The sequence below is a fragment of the Nannocystis bainbridge genome (assembly GCF_028368995.1).
In the GTDB taxonomy this organism is placed as follows: domain Bacteria; phylum Myxococcota_A; class Polyangia; order Nannocystales; family Nannocystaceae; genus Nannocystis; species Nannocystis bainbridge.
In genome coordinates this window covers 106,095-128,733 of the sequence record NZ_JAQNDL010000005.1, presented here as the reverse complement: position 1 = coordinate 128,733, position 22,639 = coordinate 106,095, and the positions used below count along the sequence as shown (strand labels likewise).

The following is a 22,639-nucleotide window of genomic DNA, read 5'->3' as shown; positions in this document are numbered from 1 at the left end:
CGAACATGGCGGATGGGACATGCTCCTGTCCGCGGGCACATGTCATTGCTCGTAGGCCGAGCGGGCGGCGGCGAACACGAACCTCGCACCTGACTTTTCGGACATGCCCCAGATCCGGTCGCCGTCGAGCATCACGGCCCTGGGCGTGTCGATCCAGCCGTGGACCGTGGCGGGGCCGACGGGGGGGACCACGTGCAGCGCGCCGGGATCGCCGGGCGGGGCGCTGCTCGTCAGGTAGAGCGCGCCGTCGCTGCGGGTGACGCCCTGGATCTGGGTCTCGCCGGTGTAGGCGGCCGAGTTGGCCCAGGTGATGTCGAACGGCAGGCGGCCGCTGACCGGGTCGAGCGGCCAGGTGAAGACGCGGCCGCCGATGGCGCTGGCGCAGGTAGCGAGGCCGTCGCAGTACTCGCCGACGACCAGCTCCGGCGGGCTGGTGCTGCGGTCGAGCGCGAGGGTGGAGAAGCGCGGGGCGCAGGCGGAGGCGTGCTTGTAGGCGCCGATCTGCACCGCGACGTACGAGTAGAGGCCGCCGTAGTAGTCGGCGACCTTGGGGTCGTAGCCGACCTTGTCGACGTTGGCGTTGACCTCGAGCAGGCGCGACAGGTCGAACACGCGCAGGCCCTGGGTCGGGTCGGCGAGGTAGAGGGTGTCGCCGTACCAGGCGATGCCGCCGGCGCGCACCGGGACCGGCTTGAAGTCGACCGGATCGCCGGGCACGGGCTCGACGAGGAGGATGTGGCGCAGGCGCAATTCGGAAGCGTCGGTGACGTCGACCAGGGTCACGCGCACGCCCTTTTCGAACGAGACGTTGGCGAGCTCCTTGTCGAACCACCAGCCGATCAGCGCGACCTCGCGGCCGTCGAGTCGGCCGTCGTCGCGGGCGTCGGCGCTGCCCGTGAGGCCTTGCGGGATCCACCAGTACTTGTTGAAGTCTTCGTTGTCCCAGCGGAACGCCAGCTCGAGCGCCTCGACGTCGCCCGGGACCGCGTCCGCGGACAGGGCGGTGTTGTTGAGGTCGGCCAGGATGTCGACCATCGTCCAGGTCGGCAACGCCTCGGCGAGGGCGTCGGCGAGCGGGCCGAGGTTGTCCCACTCGGGCGCGCGGGTGAGCGGGAAGTTGCAGCGGTCGAGCGGCTCCTGGCCGCTGCCCTGGGTGCCGCTCGGGCCGGCGGGGCAGACGGGGGTCTCGAACTTGCACGGGTCGACCACGGGGCCGCCGGTGGTGTCGGTGTCGCTGGTGGTGTCCGTCTCGCCGGTGGTGCTCGACGTCGTCGGCGTGGCCGGCTCGGTGGTGCCGGTGGCCGAAGTCGAGGTCGTGTCGTCGCCGGTGGTCGTGGTCGTCGGCGCGACTTCGGTGGTGACGGGCGCGCCGGTGCTGGTGGTGCTGCTGTCGTCGCCCGTGACGGTCGCGGTGAGCTGCGGGGGATCGTCGGAGAAGCAGGCGGCGCTCGTGAGGGCCAGGAGCAGCAGGCGGCGGGACATCCCGCAAAGCCATAGCACCGCGATCCGGCCGGCGCACCGGGCGACGCGCCGTGCGGGGGATGCGAGATCGCTCAGACGGGCGTCGCCAGGGTCAGATCGACGGTGAACGCCGAATCGCCGGCCTGCGTGAGCAGCAGCGGGATCCGCAGCCACGCCTGCGAGGGCGCGCACACCTCCGGGTCGCCGCCGCACAGCACGGCGTCGACGCGCACGAGGAGCTCGCTGCGGACCTCCGATGTCGGGAGTTCGGCGACCTCGAGGTCGATCTCGAAGGACATGTCGGATCGGCCCTGTCCCGGAAGCGAGATGCGGTCGGTGGTTGTCACCAGATCGGAGCGGCGCGAGACCTCGAGCGCGAGCCGCTGCGGGGCGCCGTCGTTGAACTTCCAGCCCTCCGGGGCGAGCAGGCGCAGCTGGCCGCGCGCGCGCCCGGGGGCCAGGTTCGGCGCCTGGGCGAGCACGAGGTCGAACCACCGCGAGGCCGGGGCGGCGGCGAGCGAGGGGGGCGGCTCGTCGGCGGGGGTCGGCATCGGCGGGGCGCCGCGGACCGCGAGCTCGGCCTTGAAGCGGCCGTCGCTGGCGAGGCGGACCAGGCGGTGGTGGCCGGTGTCGGCGACGAGCAGGTCGCCGTCGGCCAGCACGGCGAGGCCGCCGGGTTCGCGCAGGGACTCATCACCTGTCCCGAGAGACAGGGTCGTGACCTGGCCGGCGCGGCGGTCGAGCCGGCGCAGGCGATCGTTGAAGGTGTCGGCCACCACGAGGTCGCCGTTCGTGGTGACGGCGACGGCGAGCGGGTGCTGCAGGCTGGCGGCGGCGAACGGGCCGTCCTCGGCGCCCCAGTCGAACAGGCCCTGGCCGACGAGGGTGCGCGTGTCGCCGGTCGACAGGTCGAGCTCGCGGATCGCCGAGGTCTCGCTGTCGGCGATCCACAGCCGGTCGCCGGCGCGGGCGAAGCCGGACGGCTGGGCGAAGCAGGCCTCGCGCGGCGCCCCGTCGACAAGGGCCTCGCGGCCGTCGCCGGCCAGCATGGCGACGGTCCAGCCGCCATCGGCGGACGGGGTGAGCGCGGCGAGCTGGTGCGAGCCGGCCAGGCACACGAGCGCCCGCTCGCCGACGAGCGCGACGTCCCACGGCGAGCGCAGGGCGGTGGCGCGGGCCGGCGCGGGGCTGGCGATCGGGACATGTCCCATGGAACCTGTCCCGGCGACCGTGTGCAAACGGCCAGCCGAGAGATCGGCGCGGGCGACGGTGTGGGCCCGGGCGTCGCAGATCCACAGCGCGCCGTCTTCGGCCCAGGCGAGGCCCTGCGGGTCGTCGAGGCGGACTTCGGCGAACGGGCCGTCCTGCTGGCCGCGACGGCCGGAGCCGATGGTGACGAGGACCTCGCCGTCGGGCGCGAGCACGAGGACGCGGTGATGCCCGGAGTCGGCGACGGCGATCCGGCCGTCGTCGGCGACCGCGAGCTTGCCCGGGAAGGCCAGCGGACGCGGAGGTGGCGGGTCGCCGCGCGGGATCGTCAGCGGCGCGGCGGCGAGGGTGCCGTGGGCCTCGGCCTCGGCCAGGAGCCCGCGCACGAGGGTGTCGAGGGCGGCGGGATCGGGCTCGCCGGGCGCGACCGCGGCGATGGTGCCGTCGGGCCGGATGACCACGAGGGTCGGCCACGAGCGGATCGCGTAGCGCTCCCAGATCGCCAGGCCGTCGTCGACGACCACCGGGTGGTGCACGTCGTGGCGCGCGATCGCGTCGGCGACCCGCTCGGGCGCGGCCTCGCCGGGGAACTTGGCCGAGTGCACGCCGATCACGACGACCGGCCGGCCCGCGTGGCGGCGCTCGAGGTCCCGCAAGATCGGCAGCACGTGCATGCAGTTCACGCAGCACGACGTCCAGAAATCGAGCACGACGACGTGGCCGCGGAGCTCGCGGAGCCGCAGCGGGCGGGTGGTGCCGAGCCAGGCACGGGCGGGTTCCAGCTCGGGGGCGCGGAGGCGTTCCATGGCCGGACGCTAGCCGAGCCCGGCGTGCGGGCGAGGGCCGATGCGCGTGAGGTGGCGTGAATTCTCGCGGTGCAGGTGGTGGCCGAATCGTGCGTGCGGCGGTTGAAACAGGGGGGCCCGGGCACTAGGCTTTGCGGCGATGCAGCCGTTCCCTTCGCTCGTGCTCAGCGCCGGCGGCGCGACCGCCCAGGGGGCCTTTGCGGAGGCCCAGGCGGCGTTCCTCGACCCCGATCCGGCCACCGTGCGGCGGCTGCGCGAGCTGCTCGAGGCCAGCGGCGCGGGGATCGTGGCCCACTTCTACATGGACGCCGAATTGCAGGGCGTGCTGTTCGCCTGCGATTGGCCGCACATCCACATCTCGGACTCGCTGGTGATGGCCGACCGGGCGCTGCAGATGGCCCGCGAGGGTGCGCGGGCGATCATCGTGCTCGGGGTCGACTTCATGTCCGAGAACGTGCGCGCGGTGATGGACGCCGCGGGGTTCGAGCACGTGCCGGTCTACCGCGTGTCGCAAGAGCCGATCGGCTGCTCGCTGGCGGCGGCCGCCGAGGCGCCGGCCTACGCGGCCTACCTGCGACGCGCGTCGCAGACGCCCGACTCGCTGCACGTCGTCTATATCAACACCAGCCTGCGGACCAAGGCGTACGCGCAATCGCTGGTGCCGACGATCACCTGCACCTCGTCGAACGTGATCCAGACGGTGCTGCAGGCGTTCGCGCAGGTGCCCGAGGGCCACGTGTGGTTCGGGCCCGACACGTACATGGGCGAGAACCTGCGGGCGCTGCTGTCGAGCCTGGCGGGCATGGACGACGCGGCCGTGCGCGCGCTCCACCCGGGCCACGACGCCGCCAGCGTGCGGGCGCTGCTGCCCCGGTTCCATCACTTCGAGCAGGGCTCGTGCATCGTCCACCACATGTTCGGCGGCGAGGTGGTGCGGCGGGTCCAGGACGACTACGCGGACGCCCACGTCACGGCCCACCTCGAGGTGCCGGGCGAGATGTTCGCGCTGGCGCTGGAGGCCCAGCGTCACGGTCGCGGGGTGGTCGGGTCGACTTCGAACATCCTCGACTACATCGCCGCCGAGGTGAAGCGGGTCGGGGCTGTCCCCGGGGACAGGTCACCGGTGCGCCTGCAGTTCGTGCTCGGGACCGAGGCGGGCATGGTGACGGCGATCGTCCACCAGGTGCGAGCGCTGCTGCAGACGCTGCCGCGCCCGGTCGAGGTCGAGATCGTGTTCCCGGTGGCCGACGCCGCGGTGGTGGCGACCGGCGACGTGCACCTGCCGCTGGTGCCGGGCGTGGCCGGCGGCGAGGGCTGCTCGACCGCGGGCGGCTGCGCGACCTGCCCGTTCATGAAGATGAACTCGCTCGACGCGCTGCTCGAGGTGCTGGCGCAGACGCCCGCGGGCGGCGACGAACTGATCGCGTTCGCCCCGCGCAAGTACGTCGAGAAGATCGGCGAGCAGACGATCGCGTCGCTCGGCGAGCTGCCGATCCGCCACATGCGCGAGTTCTCGCGCACGAAGCAATTGCCGGGGGCGCTGGTCGAGGACATCCGCGGGCGCAGCCTTTCGGTGGCGTCGTAGCGGGCCGCCGGGCGGTTCACCAGCCGAGCTGCTCGCCGAGCGCGTCGGCCAGCTTCTGACCCATGGCCGCGTGGGTGGCGACGCTCGGGTGACCGTCGCAGCCGATGCCGATCGCCATGGCGTTGATGTCGACGAAGGCGACATCCAGGTCGCCCGCCTGGTGGCGCTGGTCGACGACGCTCTGCAAGTAGCCGGCGACCATGGTCGCCTCGTTGCCCCACAGCAGCGGGGCGACCGGGAGGATGAAGGCGTCGGGGTAGACCTCGCGCAGGTGGGTCAAGAAGGCGACGTAGGCGGGCACGAACACGTTCTCTGCCGGGTCCTTGTCGGTGCTGAAGTCGTTGGTGCCGAGGTTGATGACGACGACGTCGGGCTGCCACTGCGCGTGATCCCACAGCGTGTCCTTGTCGCCGGCGACCGTGCGGTCGTAGATCTGCGGCATCGGCTCGAACACGTCGTCGCCGTAGTTGTTGACCATGCCCTTGCCCGACCAGGCGATGGTGTGGAGCTCGGCGCCGACGGCCCGGGCCGCGATCGCGCCGTAGGTGAGGTAGTGATTCTCGGTCTCGGCGCTGAAGTTGCACGGAGACACGCCTTCGTTGCCGTAGCCGCAGGAGATCGAGTCGCCGATGACCTGGATCCGCCGCGTCACCGGCGGCGGGGCGAGCAGCTCGCCGGTGATGTCGAAGCCGAGCAGCTTTGTGACTCCGAACGAGCCCTCGGTGCGGCGGTAGAGCTCGACGGTGTGCTCGCCGGGCGTGAGGCCGGTGACGAGCGGGTAGGTGTTCGCGCCGGGCTGGGTGGCCAGGGGCGGCTGGACCTCGCCGTCGACGACGACGGTGAACCACCGCCCGTTGTCGTCGAGGTTCACGTGGAGGTCGGTGCCTTCGAAGCGGACCACGGCGCCGGCGCCGGACCAACCCATGCGAATGGCGGCGGGATCGCTGGCGTCGTGGCGGCCGACGTAATGGATCGCGGGCGGCTCCACGGGCTCGCCGGTGGTGTTGTCGTCGCTCGTGCCGGTGGTGCCGGTCGGCTCGACGGGGCCGGTGGTGCTGGTGGAGGTCGTGAGCTCCGCGGTCGTGGGGGCGTCGGTGTCGGTGACTTCCGCCGAGGTGCCGGTGGTGCTCGTGGTGCTGGTCGGGTCCGAGGTCTCGGTCGCAGCGGTGGACGTGGCCGTCGTGGTGGTGGTCGACGAGGCGTCGGTGTCGCCGGGGTCGCCGCCGGTGCAGGCGAGGGGCAGCAGCAGCAGCAAGGAGATCGAGAGCGTCCGCATGGCGCGGCGAGTCTAGCAGCGGCCCGCGGGCGCATGGCCGGGCGCGCTCGCGCGAGGCTCGCGGCTGCGGACCGGCGCTCACCGATGTCGCCGGCAGGGCCCGGTCGGCGTGCGCCGACGTCACATGTCTGAAAGTGCAGGTCGCGGAGGGGCGAAGATGTCGAGGCTGTCGCCTGTCCCGAGAGTCATGTCACGGAGGGCGGTCGGCATGTCCCGAGAGGCAGGTCGAGAAACCCGACGGTCCCGCGGACCAGGCGGGATGATGGATGTCCCGAAAGACAGGTCTCGGGGCCGCCCGCTTTTTAGAAGATCTCGGCGATCATGCAGCGCAGGCTGCCGCCGGCTTTTTCGAACTCGTCGACCTCGACCGGGTGCAGGCGGAAATCCCAGCCCTCGAGCGCGGCGCGCGAGGCCGGGCGGAGCGCGCGGTGGGCGGTGGCGCTGAGCAGCAGGTCGCGCTCGCCGACGGCGATGCAGTTGGCGGCGAACGCCTGCTTCTCCGCGTCGTCGAGCTCGAGCGTGCGGCCTTCGTAGGCGCGCGCGATCGCGGCCGGGACCTCGGGGTCGGCGAACGAGCCCGGGTGGACCACGCAGGCCCGCCCGGCCAGCACCGCGAGCACGACGTTGGTGTGGTACTCGTCCGGCTGGAGGGCGAAGCGGAACGTCAGGCGCAGGCCGAAGGCGGCGTGCATGGCGGCGCACCCGAGCTCGTCGGCGCGCTGGCTGAGGCCGCACAGGCCGATGCCGCGGCGGCGGTCGATCACCAGCGGGCCGGTCAGCTCGGACACGCCTGGCTTCTGGGACAGGTCCGTGAGGGCATGTCCGAAAGTCCAGGTGAAGAGGTCGCGCACGTCGTCGCGGGCGGCCTCGGCGCGGCGGACGGGGTGACGCATCGAGCCGACGATCAGGCGGTCGGGGATGGTGGCGAAGGCGTTGTTGGGGAACACCGCGTCGTCGAGGCCGTCGCGGCCGGGGACGACGAGGACCGGGAGGCCGCAGGCGCCGAGGGCCCGGACGAGGCCGTGGTGCTGGGCGAACGCGCGTTCCGGGTCGATCTCGCCCGACTGCATGTAGGCGTTGTCGGTCGGCTCGGGGCTGATCCGGAAGCCGATCGGGCTGACGACGAGCGCGGCCGACATGGTCGGCTTGCCCCACGCGCCGCGGGCCTCGATCTGCTCGGGGAGGGCGGCCAGAAAGTCCGCCGGGCTGGTGACGATCATCGGTCGCGGATGCTACCACCCGGGCCGCGCGGCCCGCAGGCTCAACCGGGGGCGACGCTCAGCAGCCACTCGTAGCCGGCCGCGCCGCAGTCGCTGGGGACGCGGGCGCGGACGAGGGAGAGGTCGCCGTAGAGGTCGTCGCCCTCGGGGGTGCCGAAGGCGAACAGCGGGATGGTGGCGCCGGGATCGACCGGGCCGCTCTCGATCTCGGCGTTCCACAGGGCGGCGATGAAGCGGAGGCGGCGGTCGCCGGGCGGCCCGTCGCAGCAGTCGCCGTCGCACGCGCAGGCGATCGCGCCCGGGCCGTGCGGGACGGCGGTGAGGCCGAACGGGCCGAGGTCGTCGCCGTGCGGGACGGCGGCGGCGTGGCGGTACATGAACTTCGGGACAGGTTCTGGCTGGCCGCGGCGGAGGCCGAGCACGGCGAGGCCGCCGATCTCGCACTGCAGCGGATCGGCGCCGGCGCGGGTCCAGGCGACTTCGAGCTGCAGGCAGTCACCCGCGCTCAGGTGCGCGGGCAGGCCGACGGCGTCGTCAGGCCGCGCGAGCGCGAGCGCGAGGACGTCAGCGGGATCGCAGGCGCCGCAGGTCGCGTCCGCGCAGCGCGAGAGCTCGAGGTGATCGGTGCCGGCGGCGATCACCTGCAGGCCGGCGAACGGCTCGGCGGTGCCGCAAGCGCGCGCGCCGAGGTCGGTGACGAGGCCCTGCTCGGTCCGCACGAGCGCGACCTCGACGCCCCCGGGATCGTCGGGGCAGGCGCCGAGATCGGGCTCCGTGGTGCTGTCGTGCGGCCCGGTCGTGCTGTCCGAAGGTTCCTGTCCCGAGGTGGAATTGTCGCTCGTGGCGGCGCTGGTTGGCTCGCTGTCGCCGGGCCCCGCGCTGGTGGTCGGGGCCACGCCGGCGCTGTCGCCGGGGGCCGTGGTGCCCGTGGTGCCGTCGTCAGGCGCGCCCGAGCCGTCGTCCTGCTCGGGATCGCCGGGCTTGGGGCAGGCGACGAGCACGGACGCGAGCGCGGCCAGGGGAAGGAGGTGGCGGGGGGTCGGGAGCGCGAGGGGCATGCGCGCCAGTCTCGGGTTCGCGCGCGATCTGTGGCGGAGCACGCGGATCCGCGCTCGCTCGCGCGGGCGGCCGGATGCGCGCGCGAGGTCGTCGCGCGCGCGCGTCACTTCTCGTTGTGGGGCGGCAGCGCGATCCCGTGCGGCCACTCGATCACGCTCCCCAGCCATGCCTGCACCTCGGGGCTGTCGAGGCGGGTGGCGGCGAAGCCGACGGCGTCGTCGCGGCCGCACACGTTGTGCTTGGTGAACGCGAAGGCGGCCCCGAGCGGCTCGAGCGGGGTCTCGTCGGGGGTGTCCTGGCCCTCCGGGGTGCCGAGCACGCGCGCCGCGGTGACGCCGACGACGAAGCGCTGGTCGCCGCAGGCGGCGACGACGGGGCCGCCGCTGTCGCCGTGGCACAGGCCGTGATCGGCGGCGGAGAGGCCGTCAGGCGGGGTGAACGAGAGCAGCGTCTGCGGGTCGACGCACAGCTCGCCCCCGGGATCGACGCAGAGCTCGGGCTGGGCGTCGAGCCGGACCTTGCGCAGGATGCCCCAGTCGAACTGACCGGCCGTGACGGCGCCGACGCCGAAGCCGTAGACCTCGGCCGAATCGTCGCAGCCCAGCAGCGGATCGATCGCGGCGATCGGGGCGGGCTGGGCGAGCGCGGGCTGGGCGAGTTCGACGAGCGCGAGGTCGTACCGGAGGGCCGGCTTGGCGCCGTCCCAGCTCGGGTGGGTGATGATCGCGGCGACCTCGAGGTCGGGCGCGATCGCCTGCAGCACCGGGTCACGCACGCCGATGCTGGCGCGCACGTGCTTGGGCGCGATGTCCGGGTGGAAGCAATGCGCGGCGGTCAGCGCGTGCCTCGGCGACACGAGCACGCCGCTGCACGAGCGCACGCCGCCGTGCGGCCAGTCGTAGGTGAGGTGGACCGAGGCGGCCGCGATCTCGTCGTCCGGCAGGATGTCGTCGTCGCCGTAGCCGCCTGGATCGGGCGGGATGGGCCAGCCGGAGCCTTCGGAGTTGCCGCAGCTCCACGGGCCGCTGGGGTGGCTGATGGCGACGCTGGGGAAATCGCGCAGGTTGGCCGGGTAGGCGGTGAGGTCGGCGCCGAGCACCATGTCCATGCGCACGAGGTCGTCGGCGATCGCGGCGGGCAGGTCGGAGATCCGGATGGTGGCGAACTGCTCGAGCTTCGATGTGATCACCGTGAATTCGCAGTCCTCGCACACGGGGACGTCGTTGGCGCGGCTCCACAGCGACCAGGCGATGCCGGAGAACCACGCGGGGCTGGCGGCGGCGCCGGGCAGCGTCGAGGTCGAGTCGACGCGCTTGACCGAGAGGTCGACGCACAGCTCGAGGTGAGACGTGCCCGCGGTCTCGCCGGGCAGGACGCGGAAGTCGGTGACGCAGCCGCGGCAATAACTGCCGCCGGGGCTCTCGTCGAGCGGGGGGTCGCCGAGAGGGTCGGAGAGGTCGCGCAAGCGGACGCCGGGCCCCTCGTCGCAGGCAGTAGAGGCTGCGAGCAGCGTGATCGCCAGGACCGAGAGTGTAGAGGTCGAAATTCGCGCGTAATCCATGTCGAGCTCCTGTATGGAGGTCTTGCCCACGCGCCGGGCCTGGCTGATACGGTGACTCGCAACTATGCAGTGAGCGTCATCACTGCGCGGTTTGGCGACGTCCGATCGGCGTCCCACTCGCTCCATTCATCACGGCACGAACAGCCGCAGCATTCGCAGGTCGCCCTGCAAGCTCGGCTCGAGGCTGGCGCGAGCGGACAGGTAGGCGGTGCGCCAGGCCGCGGCGACGTCGCCCTCCGGTGCGGCGAGGGCGGCGTAGAACTCGAGCGCGAAGGTGCGGGTGGCGTCGGCGTCGACGTCGCGCACGGAGCCGACCACCTGCCGCGCGCCGCGGAGCAGGAACGCGTGGGCGAGGCTGAGGCCGCCGCCGAGAGTGTCGGCGTCGACGAACGACGAGCGGCACGCCGACAGGTAGACGAGCCGCGGCACCGCCGGCGCGGCGAGGATGGCCTCGCGCGTGAGCACCCGGGCGCCGCCGAACACGAGCTGGACGTCGGCGGCGAACACCGCCTCGTCGACCGGGTGCTGGCCGTGGGCGGCGAGGTGCGCGAGCGCGAGGCCGCCGGTCAACAGCGGCGCGAACGGTTCGGGCGCTTCGGCGGCGAGGTGGCGCACGGGCACGCCGCCGGCCTGCAGCGCGGCCGTGACGGCGCGACCCTCCTCGGGCAACGCAAAGTCGCCGCCGCTGACGACCAGCGCGGCCGCGGCGGCGCGCGGCGAGGGGTCGTCGCAGGCGGCGATGTCGAGGCCGTACTGCACCGGCGCGGCGTCGAGGAGGATGCCGCCGTCCCACGGCAGGGCGTGGAACGGCAGGTCGTGCAGGGCGTCGGTGGGGAAGATCGTCACGACCTCGGCGGCGTCGATGTCGGCCGCGAACGGGGCCAGCAGTTGCTCGCTGAATGTCGAGAGTGTCTCCCGGGACAGGCGGTGAGCATCGCCGACGATGGGCGCGACGTCGAGGAGCTCGGCGCGCACGCCGGCGGCGGTGACGGCGAAGCCGAGCCAGGGGGCGAGGTCGCCGGGGCCGGCCGGGTCGAGCGGGAAATACAGCAGGTGCAGCGCGCCGGGGCCGGGAGCGTCGTCGCGCGGGCGCTCGGCCTCCTGGCACCATTGGCGGGCGTGCATGCGCAGGGCCCGATTGCGGGCGTTCCGCGCCAGCCAGAGCGCGGCCCGGACGTCGCCGTCGCCGATCCGCAGGTCGAGCAAGCGTCGGGTGGTGGCGGCGAACATGCGAAAGCGGCCGTCGGCGGCTGCGCCGTAGGCGGCGACGTCGCGGGCGTGCGCGTGGGCCTCGAGCAGGGCTTCGGCGACCTGGTAGGCGGCGATCGCCGCGTCACGATCGCCGCGCGCCTCGGCGACGAGGCCGCGGGTCCAGGCGACGAACCATGGGCCCATCGGCACGAACGCGCCGGGCTCGGCGTCGGCGAGCGACTGCTGCCATTGCGCGGCCTCGTCGAGGCGCCCGCGGGCCAGGGCCGCGCGCAGGCGGACGATGTCCAGCCACATGCGCTCCTCCGGGCTCATGGCGGCGTCGTCGAGGCCCGCGAGCGCACGGTCGACGTCGGCCAGGGCGCCGCGCTGCAGGGCCGCGAGCGCGAGGTTGATGCGCACGTTGTTGGCCTGCGAGCGGTCGCGCGTGCCGTCGCGGGTGAAGGTGGTCAGCGCGTCCGTCAGCAGCGGGACCGGGTCGGCGACCTGCAGGCCGGCCTCGCGCAGGACCAGCAGGCCCCACGCGACCTGGTTGCGCAGGATCGCCGCGGCGTAGGCGTCGCCCTCGCTCGCGAGGACCTCGAGGAACAGCGACAGGGCGGCGAAGCTGCGCTGCCACGCGACGCGGTTGCGCAGGTGGGCGGCGATCTCGGTGCGCACGGCGGCGCTGGCGGCGAGGTCGCGGGTGAGGTCGAGGAACTCGGCGGCGCCCTGCGGATCGCTGCGAAACAGGCGCGCGAGGAACAGCGGCTGGGCCGCTTCGACGACGCGCCGCAGGGCCGCGAGGGCCTCGGTGAATTCGAGCTGCCGCTGCCAGTGCAGGGCCCACATATAGTGATAGCGCGGCCATTGCAGCGCATCGGTCAGGCAGCCAGTGTCGGCGTAGCGCTGGAGATACCCGCCAGCGCAGCCGAGCTCGGGCAGCCGCTCGCTGCACACGCGATACCCGGCCTGGACGGCGTCGCAAGCGGCGGCGAGCTGCTGCGAATCAGCGGCGAGCGCGGCGAGCTCGCGCTGGACGAGCTCGAGCTCGCGTCGCGGCTCACCGCTGCGGTGGGCCGCGCGTCGCTCCTCGCGCAGCGTCGCGGCCGGGCCCGGCGCCGGTTCGGGGCCGGTGATCCGGAGCCACAGCGTCGCTGCCAGGATCGCCGGATTCATCGCTGCCCCGAATGGCTATTCGACGTGGATGCGGGCGGGCGGGCCGAGCCACACGAACTGCCCCGATTTCAGGTGCCGCGCGCCGCAGGTCACGTCCCACGCGCCGCGGCCGAGGTCGGCGAGGACGTGCAGGGTTTCGCCGCGGTCGGCTTGCGGCGCCGGCTTGCCGCCGAGCAGCCGCGGGTCGGCTGGAGCGCCGACTTTGGTGGCCCGCACTGCCACGATCTCGAGCGAATCGTCGCCACGGCACTCGAGATAGAAGTGCTCGCCGCCGGCGACGCGCAGCTCGGTCCCGCCGGCCTCGTCGCCGCGCAGGGCCGAGAATACGCGCACCTCGGCGGCGCCGGTGCCGTCGAGCGCCGGGCCGCCGGGCCAGAAGACCAGCAGCAGCACGGCAGCGGCGGCCACGAGCGGGGCGGTCCAGGCCAGCCAGCGAGCGCGCCGCGGGGCCAGCGGGACCACGTTGTCGGCCCGCGGGGTCGCGGGCGCGGCGGCAGGGGCGGCGAGGGTGGCGAGCGCGTGCGCGGCCATGCGCGCGCGCGCCGACGGGTCGAGCGGCGCCAGCTGTTCGCGCAGGGCGGGGTCGCCCGGGAACGCGGCCTCGGGCGCGACGCGGCCCTCGCCGACGGCCAGCCACGGCTCGGGGATGTCGCCCAGGGCGCGCAGCTCCTGCTCGAGCGCGTCGTCGTCCGCGGTCGCGGGGTTCGTGGTGCTCGCTGGGGCCTTCATGCCGATTCTCCCTGGGGCTTCAAGAACTGCGCGAGCCGCCGCAAGAGCCGCGATTTGCGCTGTTGATAGGTCTGCACCGAGATGCCGAGCCGCTCGCACAGCTCGTCCTGCGATAGTTGCTGGTCATAGACGAGCTCGAACAGTTGCTGGTCGCCCGGCGACAGCGCGCCGACGGCCCGGCGCGCGTCCATCCAGCGGTCGAGCACCTCGATGCTCGAGCCCGGAGGGTCGCTGGGATCGGTCGGGGTCATGTCCTCTTCCAGGAGTTCCCAGGCGAGGGCCCGTTTACGACACAGCTTCTGCAGGCAAAGCATCGTGACTCCCATCACGAATCGCCGCAGCGCGCCCTCCTTGTGGACGAAATCGGGGCTCTCGCCGAACTTGCGGAGGACCCTCGCGTCGCGATTGAACAGGTATGTCAGCACGGACTGCACGTCGTCCTCCTTGCTGCGCTCGGGACCGACGCGGAGCCACGGTTTCTTGTGAAACAGCAGGGCGCGGCCGGCGACGACGGGCGGCTCGATCTCGGTCACGAGCGCCTGCAGTTCGGCCGGATCGCGGCTGTCGAGCGCGCGCACGAGCCTGTCTCGGGACCAGTCGGACATGGCTTCTGGTAGCACGGCGGCGCGCGCCGCGTACTGAACGGATTGCTGTGAGCTAGGGGCGCGCGCCCCCGGGTCAGTACCGCCAGGACGCAGGCAACAGTCATTTCCCATCTCTGAAAAGATGGGGCCGGCGGCCGGGGGAGCGCTGCGGTGTCGGGCGATGGCGCGTCGAACGGCGCGGGTTCGCCCGCCACTCGCCGGCTCGCGTGAATGATGCGAAGCGCGGACGAGCGATGATCTCTCATCATTGATTCAATGTACACACCAAGCCCCGAGCGACGGCGCTGCGAATCATGCGAGTGGCCGAAGAGACATCCACTGGTGTTCGCAGATCGGCGTGGGGGCTGAGCCGCGCGTTTCGGGGGCGCGTGCGGCTCGGGCCGGGCCGGACGGGGCCTCGGGGACCGCTCCGTGAATGGCGATAGCGACGTGAGCTTGTCGTGGCCGTGACAATTCGCCGCGGAGGCTCGTGGTATGCACGCCCGACTTCGGGAGTAAGCGATTATGCAGGCAGCGAATTGGATGCATACCTTGCGGGCGCCCATGTGGGCGCTCGCGCTCGCAATGGGCGGGTGCAGCGGGACCGACGGCGGTGACACGGCGACGATGGCGTCGACCACCGACGACACCGACACCAGCACGACCGACGCCGCGCCGACGAGCACGGCGGGGCCGACGACCGACGATCCGACCACCAGCACCACGAGCACGGACACCACGGTCGCCGAGACCACCGAGCCGGGGACGACGGACGGCACGACGACGACGACGACGACCGACACGACCGACGGCGTCAGCAGCACCACCGTCGTCACCACGGACAGCGAGACGACGGTCGACACCACCGACACGACGGGCGAGACGACCGGCGGCGAGGAGACCTTCGTGAAGGTGCAGATCGTCGCGTTCAACGATTTCCACGGCAACCTCGAGCCGCCGGCCGGCAGCGGCGGCAAGGTCAAGCTGCCCGACGACAGCTCGGTCGACGCCGGCGGCGCGGCCTACCTGGCCCACCACGTGGCCGCGCTGCGCGAGCAGAACCCCAACACGATCGTGGTCTCGGCCGGCGACCTGATCGGCGCCTCGCCGCTGGTGTCGGCGCTGTTCCACGACGAGCCGACGATCGAGGCGATGAACACGATCGGGCTCGACTACAACGCCGTCGGCAACCACGAGTTCGACGACGGCGCGGCCGAGCTGCTGCGCATGCAGGACGGCGGCTGCCACCCGGTCGACGGCTGCGGCGACGACACGCCGTTCCCCGGGGCGTCGTTCCAGTTCCTGGCCGCCAACGTGCTGACGCAGGACGACCCGGTCGAGACGCTGTTCCCCAGCTACGCGGTGCACACGGTCGAGGGCGTGAAGATCGGCTTCATCGGCCTCACGCTGGCGGCGACCGGCAGCATCGTCTCGCCGGGCGGGATCGCGGGGCTCACCTTCGCCGACGAGGTCGAGCGGATCAACGCGGTGGTGCCCGAGCTGGCCGCCATGGGCGCCCATGCGATCGTGGTGCTGATCCACGAGGGCGGGCTGCAGGGCGGCTACTTCAACGAGTGTCCCGGGATCTCGGGGCCGATCGTCGACATCGTCGAGGGCCTCGACGACGCGGTCGACCTGGTCGTCAGCGGCCACACCCACCAGGCCTACAACTGCGTGATCGCCGACAAGGTGGTGACCAGCGCCGCCTCGTTCGGCCGCATGCTGACCGACATCGACCTCGAGATCAGCAGCAAGACCGGCGAGGTCACCGCGATCACGGCGGAGAACGTGGTCGTGACCCGCGAGACGCCGGACCCGGTGATCGAGGCGTTCGTGGCCATGTACAAGCAGCTGGCGGCGCCGCTGGCGAACCAGCAGATCGGCACGATCACGGCCACGCTGCTGAAGGCGGCGCCGAACGACTCGGCCGGGCTCTCGACGATGGGCGCGGTGGTGGCCGACATGATCCTCGACGCGACGGAGGACCCGCTGCTCGGCGGGGCCAAGATCGCGTTCATGAACCCGGGCGGGGTGCGGGCCGACCTGACGTTCCCGAAGTCGGGCGACGAGCCGGTCGACGGCATCGTCAGCTACGGCGAGGGCTTCACGGTCCAGCCGTTCGGCAACAACCTGGTGGTGGTGACGCTGACGGGGGCGCAGATCGAAGCGCTGCTCGAGCAGCAGTTCGGCGCCAACGTGCAGCCGAACGTGCTGCAGGTGTCGCAGGGCTTCAGTTACGCCTGGAGCGCGAGCGCGCCGGTCGGGTCGAAGATCGATCCGTCCAGCATCGAGCTGAACGGCGTCGTGCTGGCGCCGGCTCAGGAGTACCGGGTGGCGACCATCAACTACCTGGCCGACGGCGGCGACGGCTTCAGCGTGTTTCCGGCGGGGACCGACCGCGTCGGCGGGGTGACCGACATGCAGGCGCTGCAGGACTACTTCGCCGACCACTCGCCGGTCGCGCCGCCGGCGCTCGACCGCATCACCAAGCTGCCCTGAGGCGGCGGCGCCGGAGGACATGCGCCCACGGGCATGTCCTTCGGGGCATGGACGACAGGACAGGCCCGAAGGGGCATGTCCGATGGGTCATGTCCGCGAGGACATCTGCGGCGTCACGTTCGGGCGCGCGCGGCCCAGGGCGTGGATGCAGCGCTGCAGCGCCTCGTGGAGGTTGCGGTAGGTGACGACGCCGCCGAGCTCGATGCCCGAGGCGGTGAGCGAGTCGGCGACGCCGGGCTGGAGGCCGCACAGGGCGCCGCGGGCACCCAGCAGGTCGACGGCGCGGACCAGGCGGACCAGGTGGTCGGCGGTGGCGTCGTCGAGGGCCTCGACGCCGGTGAGGTCGAGGATGGCGAAGCGCGCCCGCGTGCGCGTGACCTCGGCGAGCAGCCGCTCCATGATGTGGGCCGCCCGCGCGGCGTCGATGGTGCCGACCAGCGGGAGGGTGAGGATGTGGTCCCACAGCTGGATGATCGGCGTCGAGAGCTGGCGGATCGCGCTGTCCTGCTGGGCGATGATCTCGATCTGGGCCCGCAGCTCGTCCTCGCGGCGGCGCAGGTCGGTGATGTCGCGGAAGATGCCGTAGAGGCGGATCAGCCGGCCGTCCTCGTAATACGGGACGCCGGCGGCCTGCACGTGGCGGCGACGGCCGCGGTAGGTGACGATCTCGAGCTCGACGTCGTAGGGCTCGCCGCGCATGCACCGTTCGACGGCCGCGGAGATGATCGGGACGTGCTCGGGGGCGTAGAAATTGATGGCGGTGGCGAGGTCGGGGACAAAGCCCGGCGGGACCTCGTGCAGGCGGTGGGTCTCGGCGGTCCAGTAGAGCGTGTTGTTGACGAGGTCGACCTCCCAGCCGCCGACCGCCCCGGCGGCCTGGGTCTGGCGCAGCAGCTCGACGGAGCGGCGGGCGTCCTCCTGCTCGCTGCGCTCGTCGGTGATGTCGCGGACGACGGCGACCAACGAGGCGCGGCCCGGTCGCGTCGTCGCGGCCTCGCTCTGCTCCTGCCACCAGCGCGTCGCGCCGCCGATGACCACGCGGTACTCGATCGACGCGCTGCCGCCGGCCAGCAACAGCTCGCGCCGCGCGGCCCGCAGGCGCTCGCGCTCGTCGGGGTGAAGCGCGGCGAGCCAGGTGCCGAGCACCGGCGGAGCGTCGCCCGGGTGCCCGAGCAGCGCGGCGACCCGCTCGTCGTAAAACGCCGGCGCGTCGGCTGCGAGCGGGTCGTCGGCGGCCAGATCCTCGAACTCGAACACCGCGGCGCCCGACAGGTGGAGCGCTCGCGTCATGCGATCGAGCGCGGCTCGTTGCGTTTCGGTGGCCATGCAGGGGAGCTGTCGAGGCGGAAAGGTCGCGAACGCCGATTTGGCGGCGAAGACCGTACGGCGGGCCGGACGTGTTGTCCAGCCCGCCAGCGCGTGGAACGTGTGTCAGCAGGCGCTCAGGGCGCGGGCGACTCGAGGCGGACGAAGTCGATCAAGACGAGCTTGCGCTTCGAGATCCGCCAACCCTGCGGGGTCCGCACGACGGTGTCATAGTAGGTGCCGTTGGCGACTTCGATGGCGCCGTCCGGATCGATGACGTGGGTGGCGTGCAGATACGAGGTCACGGTGCCGGTGTTGCCGTCGAGGTCGATGCGGACGTTGCTGACCAGGTGCTGCGTCGAGACGTAGCCGCTGCCGTCGAACACGCCCTTGACGGCGTTGGCCCACGCGACCGGGCCGATGGCCGCGACTCCCGGCGGACCGTTGGGATCGGAGCCCGGGAAGTAGGCCGCGATATTGGCGTTCGCGGTGAAGCACTCTTTGTACGTCTCTTTGCCGGTGGCAAAATCACCGCGGCCGATGGCGTCGGTGGCCTCGGCGTAGCAGTAGCCCAGATCGACGATTTCGGCCCGATCGGAGAGCCGCTTGCCGGCGTCCTCGCCGCCCTTCTTCGCGTCGGCCGTCGGCGCGATCGCAAAGGACGAGAGGCAACTGACAGCGACCACGAGATTGCGCAGGGAACGGCGTTTGAACAGCATGGATGCGTGACTCCTGCCGCCGATTGTAGCGACGGAAGGGTCCCGGCGGTGGCGCCGCCGATCGCACGCCGGCGCCGTCAATCCCACGCACGCGCGAGCGAAGGTGGGTCTGCGGCGGCTGTCGTCGCGTGTGCGAGAGGCAGGGAGGTCGCGCTCAGTAGGGCTTCTGTCCGAGGAAGTTGCCCGGCGGATCGTAGTTGCAGACCCACACCTCGCTTTCGCCGCAGCTGGCGACGCCGCAGCCGATGCGCTGGCTGTCGCGCCATACGACCTGCGTGTAATGACCGCACACGCCGCGACAGCGGCCGGTCCTGGCGTCGTAGCCCGCGACCTCGGCGACCCACGCGTCGACGACCTGTTCGGCGGTGGCAGCCTGCCCGCCGGCGTAAAACAGGTTTTCGCCGTGACGCTGGGCGTCGGGGCCGGAGCGCGGGCGATGCTCGAGGTCGCAGCCGCGACGCTTCAGCTTGTCGGCCCAGGCTTGAGCGTAGCGCGCGAGCTCGGGCGACCACGTGAGCGCGGCGATGTCGAGCTGCGCGCGGTGCCGGTTGTGCGCGGCCGTGATGCCGGCCAGCCGGCCCGGTTCGGGGGCGCGAGCAGGCGCAGGCGCGGACGTGGATGCGGGCCGTGATTTCGCCGCGGAGGAGGACCGCGGGCCGGCGGGATCTCGGACCGGCGGCGAGGCTGTCTCTTTGGACAGGTCGGGTCGGCAGGCGAGCGCGGCGGTGAGGAGGAGCGCGGACGAACGGGGCGACACGGGGAGAGTGTAGATCGCCGGGACCGGCGGCGCAGGGCCGGACGCGGGGAGGCGGTCATAGGTGGGTCGCCGGAGACGTCCGCGGGATGTTGCGGCGGTCGCAGGCTCCGTTCGCGGTGGCGAGGGCGGTGGGCGGTCGTACCGGTGGGCTCGTTCGTGGTGGCTCGAAACGATACGTGTGGCTCGAAATGATTCATGCTTTGAATCGTTTCGAGGCACTCCCGGGCCAGGAGCGCCCGCACGGGGAGCGGCGGGGAGTGGCACGCGGCGTGCTCATGCTCGCGGGCATGACCGCCGTCGACTTCCCGACCCGCATGTTCGTGCTCGCCACCACGCTCGAGCGCTCGCCCGCCGACGCTCTGCCGCTGGCCGCGGCGCTCGAGCGCGACCTCCTGGCCGCCGAGACCACCGACCCGGCCGAGTTCGGGTGGGTCCGCGATTATCACATCCGCGCGCTCTACCGCCTCGGCCGCGACGCCGAAGGGGTGGCGATGCTGATGACGCCGCCGCCGCGGGCGATGACGATCTCGACCAAGAACGCGGCGTGGCTGCACTCGGCCGGGGCCGAGATGGCCTTGAGGTCAGGTTCGTCGGCGCAGGTGCGGGCGCTGATCGGCCGGGCGCTGGCGCTGCGGATCGCCGGCGACGACGCCGAGGGCTGCCGGATGGCCGTGGGGACAGGTTTCGCGCTGCTGCTCCGGGTCGGCGACCCGCACGAGCTCGATGCGTGGTTGGAGCACGTCGAGGCGCAGATCGAGGCGGCGCAGGGGCGCGAGCTGGCGGGTGAGATGGCCGAGGCGCTGGCCGAGGTGGCGCGCGCGCCGGGCCTGCTCGAGGTGCTGCCGAGCGGGGAGCGCCGCGGCGACGAGTGGGCGCTGCACCGCGCGGCGCTCGACGGGCAGCTGGAGGAGGTGCGGCGGCTGCTGGCCGCGGGCGTGGCGATCGACGCGCGCCACCCGGCCTGGCCCGGGCTGCCGACGGCCCTGCTGGCGGCGAGCTTTCGCGGCCACGCGGCGATCGTCGAGGAGCTGCTGGCGCGCGGGGCCGAGGTGCGCGGGGCCAATGTGCAGGGGCGCACGGCGCTGCACCTCGCGGCCGATCAGGAGCACGCGCTGATCGTGGCGATGCTGTGCGATGCGGGCGCGCCGGTCGACGCGCTCGACTTCCACCTTCATTCGCCGCTGCACGTGGCGGCCTGGCAGGACCACCGCGAGAGCGCGCGGGTGCTGCTGGCGGCCGGGGCCGCGACCGAGCTGCGCGACGTGAACGGCGACACACCGCTGGCGCTGGCGGCGACCGAGCCGGTGCCCGAGGTGGTGCGCGCGCTGTGCCTGGCCGGGGCCCAGGTCGAGGCCGTGAACGCGTGCGGGCAGACGCCGCTGATGCGCGCGGCGATGGCGGGGCAGGCGGACACGGCGACGGTGTTGCTCGAGGTCGGCGCCGATCCTTCGATCCGCGATCACGCGGGCCGCACCGCGCTCGACTGGGCTCGCGCCGAGGAGCATCGCGCGGCGGCGTCGCTGCTGCGGCGACATCTCCGCGTGGTCCGGGGCTGACGCGCCGGGCGCGAACGCGACACCGCTGTCAGGGTGATTCGCGGGCGCGATTGCGAAGTGGTTGAAATTGCAGGTTGCCCTGTCCTTGCAATAAGGGCCGGACCGATGCCGACCCTTAACGTTACGAGCCCGTCCCGCCCGCGCACCTTCGCGGCGCTGTCCTTGCCCCTCCTCGCCGCGCTGGCGGGTGCCTGTAGCAGCGCCGCCCAGCACGACGGCTCCGGCGCCAGCGGGGGCGCCAGCGGGCCGAGCTCCGACTCCGGCCCGGGCTCCGGTTCGGCCAGCCCGGGCGAGTCGGACGGCGGCACCGACGGCGGCTGGGAGACCGGCGAGCCGGGCACGACCGGGGACTGGTCGCCGACCACCACGGGCGCCAGCGGCGGCGAGCCGGGGGATTCGGGCACGACCGGGGGAGCGCCGGAGGAGCCGCCGCCGCCCGACGACGACGAGAGCAGCACCACCGACGACAGCACCACCGGCGAGCCCGTGTGTGACGACCAGACCCCGGTGGTGCTGTACCTGTCGCCCGACGACTCGAACTCGACGTCGTCGCCGGTGCAGGTGCGCGAGGCGGTGCTGTCGCAGTGGGGCTCGCTGAGCTACGTGCCGATCCGGACGTGGGAGTTCCTCAACTACTACACGTTCGACTACGCCGCGGCGGACAAGGGCATGGTCACGGTGCTGCCGGAGATCGCCCGCTTCGAGGACAGCCCCGACGATCACTACGTGGTCCAGATCGGCGTCGCCAGCGAGACGGTCAGCAACGCCGACCGGCCGCTGATGAACGTGACGCTGGTGCTCGACGAGTCGGGCTCGATGGGCGGCTTGCCGATGGAGCTGCAGCAGGAGGTGTGCCGCACGATCGCCGGCAGCCTGCGCGCGGGCGACATCGTGTCGGCGGTCGGCTGGGACACCGTCAACGCGGTCAAGCTGACCAAGCACAAGGTGACGAAGGCCAACGATCCCGAGCTGCTCGACCTGTGCGACGGGCTCGAGGCCGGCGGCGGCACCGACCTCAACGGCGGGCTCACGGCCGGCTACGACCTGGCGCAGGCGCAGTTCGACGCGACGCGGATCAACCGCGTGGTGCTGATCAGCGACGGCGGGGCCAACGCGGGCGTGACCGACATCGAGATCATCGCCGGCGGCGCCGGCAGCAAGGACCAGGACGGGATCTACCTGGTCGGCGTCGGCGTCGGCACGCCCGACTCGTACAACGACGAGCTGATGGACACCGTCACCGACGTCGGCCGCGGCGCGTCGCTGTTCATCCCCTCGGTCGACGAGGCCCACAAGATGTTCGGCGAGCGCTTCGTCCAGACCATGGCGGTCGCGGTCCGCGACGTGCGGGTCCGCCTCGACATGCCGCCCGGCTTCTCGATCGTCAAGTTCAGCGGCGAGGAGTACTCGACCGATCCGGCGGAGGTCGAGCCGCAGCACCTGGCGCCCAACGACGCGATGGTGTTCCACCAGACGGTCGCCACCTGCGCGCCGGGGCTGGTCGACGAGGCCGCCGAGTTCAAGGTCGCCGTGCGCTGGAAGGACCCGATCACGTTCGAGGAGCGCGAGTCCGAGGTGATCAAGAAGATCCAGGAGTCGGTGGCCGCCGAGTCGCCGCTGCTCAAGAAGGGCGCGGCCGTGTTCGCCTACGCCGAGGGCCTCAAGGCCTACCGCGAGGCGGCCGACGCGGCGACGCTCGCCCCGGCGCTCGCGGCCCTGGCGCTCGCCGAGGCGGCCCTGCCCGGCGACCCGGACCTGGCCGAGATCCGCACGGTGCTCGAGACGCTGGCGGGGCCGTGAGGCGCATGGACGTGTCCTTCGGGGCATGTCCTCCGTAATCGGTGATGGTGCTGTCCCCGAGAGCATGTCGATTCGGACATGTACTCGGGGACATGTTTTCGTGAACATGCCCTTGGGGGCATGCCCGGCGACTCCATGAGCGGCGC

General features: G+C 72.6%; 16 protein-coding genes. 4 read left to right on the top strand and 12 right to left on the bottom strand.

The annotated features are described in order from the left end of the window. Nucleotides 1-42 precede the first annotated feature (42 nt). Entirely contained in the window at nucleotides 43-1,482 is a 1,440-nt protein-coding gene (locus tag POL25_RS40880) for a hypothetical protein (RefSeq protein WP_272091853.1), read from the bottom strand. Between the two features lie 71 nt (nucleotides 1,483-1,553). After that, nucleotides 1,554-3,476 carry a thioredoxin-like domain-containing protein gene (locus POL25_RS40875; protein ID WP_272091852.1) on the bottom strand — a complete coding sequence of 641 codons (1,923 nt, stop codon included), beginning with the start codon at nucleotides 3,474-3,476 and terminating at the stop codon, nucleotides 1,554-1,556. A gap of 139 nt (nucleotides 3,477-3,615) precedes the next feature. Between POL25_RS40875 and nadA the strand changes: the two genes are divergently transcribed. Beyond that, complete coding sequence (gene nadA, locus POL25_RS40870) at nucleotides 3,616-5,061, top strand: quinolinate synthase NadA (RefSeq protein ID WP_272091851.1); 1,446 nt, start codon at nucleotides 3,616-3,618, stop codon at nucleotides 5,059-5,061. Between the two features lie 16 nt (nucleotides 5,062-5,077). Here the strand turns inward: nadA and POL25_RS40865 are convergent, their stop codons facing one another. The 7 genes from POL25_RS40865 to POL25_RS44775 all read right to left on the bottom strand — a co-directional run bounded on the left by POL25_RS40865 (nucleotide 5,078) and on the right by POL25_RS44775 (nucleotide 13,851). Then, nucleotides 5,078-6,337: an SGNH/GDSL hydrolase family protein gene (locus POL25_RS40865; protein ID WP_272091850.1), complete on the bottom strand. Its 1,260-nt coding sequence runs from the start codon at nucleotides 6,335-6,337 to the stop codon at nucleotides 5,078-5,080. 302 nt (nucleotides 6,338-6,639) lie between these two features. Beyond that, nucleotides 6,640-7,557, bottom strand: a complete 918-nt coding sequence (locus POL25_RS40860; RefSeq protein WP_272091849.1) for an arginine deiminase-related protein — start codon at nucleotides 7,555-7,557, stop codon at nucleotides 6,640-6,642. A gap of 41 nt (nucleotides 7,558-7,598) precedes the next feature. Then, the gene (locus POL25_RS40855; RefSeq protein WP_272091848.1) at nucleotides 7,599-8,615 is read right to left on the bottom strand and encodes a hypothetical protein; all 1,017 of its coding nucleotides are present in this window, start codon (nucleotides 8,613-8,615) and stop codon (nucleotides 7,599-7,601) included. Between the two features lie 104 nt (nucleotides 8,616-8,719). Then, nucleotides 8,720-10,177, bottom strand: coding sequence for a S1 family peptidase (locus POL25_RS40850; protein WP_272091847.1), 1,458 nt, complete (start codon nucleotides 10,175-10,177; stop codon nucleotides 8,720-8,722). Between the two features lie 129 nt (nucleotides 10,178-10,306). Then, on the bottom strand, nucleotides 10,307-12,544 hold the full coding sequence (locus tag POL25_RS40845) for a CHAT domain-containing protein (protein WP_272091846.1): 2,238 nt from the start codon (nucleotides 12,542-12,544) through the stop codon (nucleotides 10,307-10,309). Between the two features lie 15 nt (nucleotides 12,545-12,559). After that, complete coding sequence (locus tag POL25_RS40840) at nucleotides 12,560-13,273, bottom strand: hypothetical protein (RefSeq protein ID WP_272091845.1); 714 nt, start codon at nucleotides 13,271-13,273, stop codon at nucleotides 12,560-12,562. Continuing rightward, nucleotides 13,270-13,851, bottom strand: coding sequence for an RNA polymerase sigma factor (locus POL25_RS44775; RefSeq protein ID WP_272091844.1), 582 nt, complete (start codon nucleotides 13,849-13,851; stop codon nucleotides 13,270-13,272). The genes POL25_RS40840 and POL25_RS44775 overlap by 4 nt, the downstream gene beginning before the upstream one ends. 570 nt (nucleotides 13,852-14,421) lie before the next feature. On the opposite strand from POL25_RS44775, the gene POL25_RS40830 reads away from it, so the two are divergent. Continuing rightward, nucleotides 14,422-16,356, top strand: coding sequence for a bifunctional metallophosphatase/5'-nucleotidase (locus POL25_RS40830; RefSeq protein WP_272091843.1), 1,935 nt, complete (start codon nucleotides 14,422-14,424; stop codon nucleotides 16,354-16,356). An 87-nt stretch (nucleotides 16,357-16,443) separates the two neighbouring features. Here POL25_RS40830 and POL25_RS40825 read toward each other — a convergent pair whose 3' ends face one another. The 3 genes from POL25_RS40825 to POL25_RS40815 form a co-directional block, all read right to left on the bottom strand. Further along, nucleotides 16,444-17,682: a PAS domain-containing protein gene (locus POL25_RS40825; protein ID WP_272091842.1), complete on the bottom strand. Its 1,239-nt coding sequence runs from the start codon at nucleotides 17,680-17,682 to the stop codon at nucleotides 16,444-16,446. A 116-nt stretch (nucleotides 17,683-17,798) separates the two neighbouring features. Then, the gene (locus POL25_RS40820; protein ID WP_272091841.1) at nucleotides 17,799-18,347 is read right to left on the bottom strand and encodes a nuclear transport factor 2 family protein; all 549 of its coding nucleotides are present in this window, start codon (nucleotides 18,345-18,347) and stop codon (nucleotides 17,799-17,801) included. Nucleotides 18,348-18,534: 187 nt separating this feature from the next. Beyond that, a complete protein-coding gene (locus POL25_RS40815) occupies nucleotides 18,535-19,137 on the bottom strand; it encodes a CAP domain-containing protein (RefSeq protein ID WP_272091840.1) in 603 nt (200 codons plus the stop codon). A gap of 287 nt (nucleotides 19,138-19,424) precedes the next feature. Between POL25_RS40815 and POL25_RS40810 the strand changes: the two genes are divergently transcribed. Beyond that, nucleotides 19,425-20,693 (top strand): ankyrin repeat domain-containing protein, encoded by a 1,269-nt coding sequence (locus POL25_RS40810; RefSeq protein WP_272091839.1) that lies wholly within the window; start codon nucleotides 19,425-19,427, stop codon nucleotides 20,691-20,693. 105 nt (nucleotides 20,694-20,798) lie between these two features. Continuing rightward, complete coding sequence (locus POL25_RS40805) at nucleotides 20,799-22,493, top strand: vWA domain-containing protein (protein WP_272091838.1); 1,695 nt, start codon at nucleotides 20,799-20,801, stop codon at nucleotides 22,491-22,493. The last annotated feature ends 146 nt before the right edge of the window (nucleotides 22,494-22,639 follow it).